The sequence below is a fragment of the Microcoleus sp. BM001215392 genome (genome assembly GCF_036700185.1).
Lineage (GTDB): Bacteria > Cyanobacteriota > Cyanobacteriia > Cyanobacteriales > Microcoleaceae > Microcoleus.
Genome location: NZ_JAUBOJ010000529.1, coordinates 1 through 4043 on the forward strand (window position 1 = coordinate 1; position 4043 = coordinate 4043).

Consider the following 4043-nt stretch of genomic DNA (forward strand, 5'->3'; position numbering starts at 1 on the left):
ATCATTGATGCAGTACGGGTATCGGCTCTATTCATGAAGTTATTTATGTCCTCACCGATGTGGCGGTTGCTGTAAAATCTTGATAGCTGAGGCACCCTACTTTTACTTTTTGTGACTGCATTTCAACTAAAGGCGAGCATTTGTAGGCAAACGGCAGTGCCTTTTCCGGCGCGGGCTGTTGCTTTTAGAAATTGGTATCAATAAAAAAAGCGCCCCAGGAAAAATCTGTTGGCGCTTTTTTTTGCAAGCATGAAAGCAGGCAAAAATAGCAACAGTTGCTAATCTTTTTTGCCTTCGCGACTAGCCGTTTGAATGTACAGAATGATTAGAAAAACGCTGGGAACCAATACAAACAGAATGGTTGCCACAAACCCTAAATCGTTAACTTCCATGAAGACGCCCGCCTCTATCGGAAAATAGGAAAACACATACAACTAGGATATCACTCAAAGGCAAAAGCAAAACTCGAAGACAGAAGTAGTCTTGCCGCCTCAAAGATCCCGAGCCTCAAACAGCGGGAGAATGCGTGCTGCTGCTTGCGTCCGGACTCCTGATTGTTTTGAGGCGCCCGCAAAGCCGAAGCGCCCTCTGTTTACCCGATCGCCTAGCCTGTGATGCCTTCTTCCCTCTGTTGAGGCGCGATCGAAGCCCCGATCGCCTGATTCTCTGCCAACCCCAGCTACGGCTTGGTTTTCACGCTCACCGGGCCGTTGACCATAGCTTGACAGGCCAAACGATAGTTTTCCGGCTTTTTCTTGAGCTTGCGGTTCTCAAAGTCTGTGCGAGGCGACAGATTTTCACCGCCCTCGACAATTTCCACAATGCAGGTGCCACATTGACCGTAGCCCCCACAATTCATCATCTTTCCCGAAAACGTGTACAAGTCGATGCGGTTTTCTAGAGCTTTGAGCCTCAAATTGGCTCCGTCTGCTGCGATGACTTCCTGATTTTCCTTCACAAACTTGATATTGGCCATTGCCGATCCCTTAACGCAGTTGACATAGAACTCTATTACAAAATATTAAGTGAAGTATCGGATATTTAACAAATCTCTAATTCCTTTTTGATTCAAGGACAGGTGGCCTAGCTATCCCTCTTGGCTGAATCGCCCCAACCCAAGCCAACCCAACCCAACCCATTTGAGATTTGAGATTTGAGAATAGGGAATGATCGATCGGTGGGATTGACTGATGCAGATCGTGGCTGGGAGTTGAGGTACAGTGGGCTTTTTTTACTAGAAAGAATTGGTTTAAAGCCCGCCCGCTTGAGCGGGAGAAATTAAAATCAGACTATTCATTGCTCCAATCCTGTTGCTTCAAGGTACAGGTCGAGGTCGAAGTCGAGGTCGCTGTCAACTGTCAACTGTCCACTGTCAACTGTCAACTGTCCACTGTCAACTGTCCACTGTCCCCTGGTATCAAGGAGCATCCGAGAGGTTGTTAGTCGGCAAGTTGCTCACAGCCCGCTGGAGAGACGAAAGCCCCTGGTTGTAGGTAATAATTGCCGACAATCGGTTTCTCTCAGCCCTAGTCAAATCTGTTTCCGCCTGAATCACATCCGTCTGAGTACCCACGCCAGCTTGAAACCGGAGTCTGGCCAGACGCAGAGCTTCCCTCGACTGAAAAACCCCCGCCTCAGAAGTTTCGATATTGGCAAAACTCGACTCCAAGCCAAAATAAGCTTGTTCCACTTCGCGCCGCACCTGATTGCGGAGTTGGTCAAATCGACTTTCGGCGATCGAGATATCCGCATCCTGCTGTTTCACCCTCGCCCTCACCGCGCCCCCGTCGAAGATATTCCAAGTCAGATTGGCTTGCAGCGCATAGCCGCTCGCCCAGCCGCGAGTTGAAAACGGGTCTGGGTTGTCAGAAGTTATCCCCTGGAAGTTGTAGGAACCAGTGACATTAACTTGAGGCAGTCCCCCCGCCCGAATCGATCGCCTCTGCTGCTGGCTGATATTCCTCTGTACCAACTGCTGTTCCAACTCGGGGCGATTCTTAAAAGCCTGTACAATACTTTCTTCCAAAGATAGCCTCCAAGCACCGGCTTGCTCCACCGGGTCAGCCGCCGTCAAGTTCGCCGACTGACTAATATTCAAAATTTCAGCCAGCCGCCGCTGGGCCACCCGCTGGTCGCGACGGGCCACGGACAGTTGCTGCACTTCGTTAGCCACATTTGACTGAGCCTGCAACACCGCAAAGCGGGTTCCCACCCCGGCCCGTTCCAAAGCTTCGGCATCCCGCAAACTTTGCTGGGCATTTCTCACCGAAGCTTGGCGGATCGCCACTTGTCCGTCGGAGTTTTGCAGGTTGTAGTAAGCCTCAGCAGTGTCGAAGCGGAGTTGCTCGGCTTGGCGTTCCAAATCCAGTTCCCGAAAGCGCAACTGTTCCCTAGCCGCCCGGATGTTGGCGTTGCGGCGGCCGAAAATGTCGAGGTCGTAGCTCAACTGCAAAGTGTTGTTGAGACCGATCGTGCCAAAATTTTGAAAGTTGGCAGAGTCTGCCGGCAATCGTCTGTTAGCGGGCAAAGAATCATTCTCGCGGATGCGAGACTGCACGCCAATCTGTCCGCTGGCGCTGACGCTGCGGCTGGCGCCCATTTGAAAAGTCAGGTCAGGAAATAAAGCTGCTTGCTGTTCCCGCAGTACCGATCGAGTTTGTTCGACTTGTTTGTCGGCAATTTGCAAAACTTGGCTGTTGCGGCGGGCCAGATCGATCGCCTGTTGCAAGGTAATTGACTCTGTTTGCTCGATCCTGACATCCTCGGGCTTGGTGGGAAACTGCAACGGATTCGGATTCGGTTCGAGGGAAGTAGGAGGCTTGGTGTCGAGAAGGCCCTTGGGGGTGAGAGGGGGGAAACTTTCGAGGGGAGTGCCGCGCTTAGTTGGCGCCGGCAAATTCGGCACCGGCACCACATTGTTGGGGCCCCTCGGCACCGGTTGCTGCTGAGCGCCTTTGGGTGTTGGCGTTGGAGACTGCGCCAAATTTTCCGGCTGAGGCTTTGATGCTAGCGAGGGTTCGGTTGGGGGAGTTGATGGGGTGTTGTGAGCTTCCCCGGGCTGCGGGGACTCGGAGGTTGGCTCTTGCGAATCTGCTGCTGGTTCTGACGCTGTGTTCGAGGTCGATCGAATATTCTGCGCTAATTCGAGCTGATTGAAGCGAGGGGAACTGTCCTGAGATTGAGCCGGAGGCTGTGCTGAAGCACTCTGTCCGGCGTTGCTGAAAGTAATTGCAGCGCCCACTCCGACCACCACGATTTGACGAAAAACACGCATAATTTTTTAATTACTTTGCAATTCTAGAGACAATTTTAGAGCAAGATTGAGGTCTTAAGTTTCTAGCTTGTAGCCTGAACTCGACAGTTACAAGTCACAATTACCGTACTGATGTTGATTTTGAATGTGCGATCGACATTTACAATTTAACTTCAGCAGTTGCCAGACCGATCGCCCGTGAGATTAGTTCCTCTACTCCGCTGACCGGCAAAATCCGGGTTTTCAGCGATTTTTCGAGCTGTTCTACGGTCATGTCGTCAAGAAAACGCGGTTCCCCCTGTTTTAGCATCACCGACGGCAAGAGGATGCCATCTCCCAAGTCTTGCCCCTGCAAAGCTTCGAGTAAATCTTGCCCGGTGAGCAAACCCGTGACAGTGATACTTTGTCCCCAATAACGGCTGCTGAGTGCCACCATATTGACAGACAAACCGGGAATTTGGTTTAGTTGTTGTGCGATCGGGCCAAAAGCCTTTTCAACAGCATTCCCCACCACCCAAACCAACCGGCGCGGCCCAATAACCGGCAACGGTTGCAGCTTAGCAAAAGCCGTTTCAAACTGCCCAACAAACTGCCGGATCGAACCGACACCATTACCAATTTGGGGATAATCTTCATAATCCGCCGCCGACGGCAAATCCAAACCAGCAATTAAAAACCACTCATCAGCCAGCCAAATACACCGCGATTTTGAATTTCCCCTTACCACAGGGAAGTTTAAATCTGCTAACTCTTCTAACTCTTCTCCCCCCCTTAGTAAGGGGGGGCTGGG

The 4043-nt window shown here is 51.4% G+C and carries 4 protein-coding genes; all 4 read right to left on the reverse strand.

The genetic code is table 11. The annotated features are described in order from the left end of the window. Positions 1–278: 278 nt before the first annotated feature. Positions 279–392 (reverse strand): photosystem II reaction center protein PsbM, encoded by a 114-nt coding sequence (gene psbM / locus QT974_RS32050; RefSeq protein WP_333472408.1) that lies wholly within the window; start codon positions 390–392, stop codon positions 279–281. A gap of 287 nt (positions 393–679) precedes the next feature. Continuing rightward, positions 680–976: a 2Fe-2S iron-sulfur cluster-binding protein gene (locus QT974_RS32055; protein ID WP_293125450.1), complete on the reverse strand. Its 297-nt coding sequence runs from the start codon at positions 974–976 to the stop codon at positions 680–682. 441 nt (positions 977–1417) lie between these two features. Next, complete coding sequence (locus QT974_RS32060; protein ID WP_333472409.1) at positions 1418–3274, reverse strand: TolC family protein; 1857 nt, start codon at positions 3272–3274, stop codon at positions 1418–1420. Positions 3275–3413: 139 nt separating this feature from the next. Beyond that, positions 3414–4043, reverse strand: a 630-nt coding sequence (locus QT974_RS32065; protein WP_333472410.1) for a DUF512 domain-containing protein, incomplete at its 5' end; no start/stop codon positions are given.

Coding starts and splice junctions, on each gene's coding strand:
- QT974_RS32055 (WP_293125450.1), bottom strand. CDS start 976: ATGGCCAATATCAAGTTTGTGAAGGAAAATCAGGAAGTCATCGCAGCA.
- QT974_RS32060 (WP_333472409.1), bottom strand. CDS start 3,274: ATGCGTGTTTTTCGTCAAATCGTGGTGGTCGGAGTGGGCGCTGCAATT.
- psbM (WP_333472408.1), bottom strand. CDS start 392: ATGGAAGTTAACGATTTAGGGTTTGTGGCAACCATTCTGTTTGTATTG.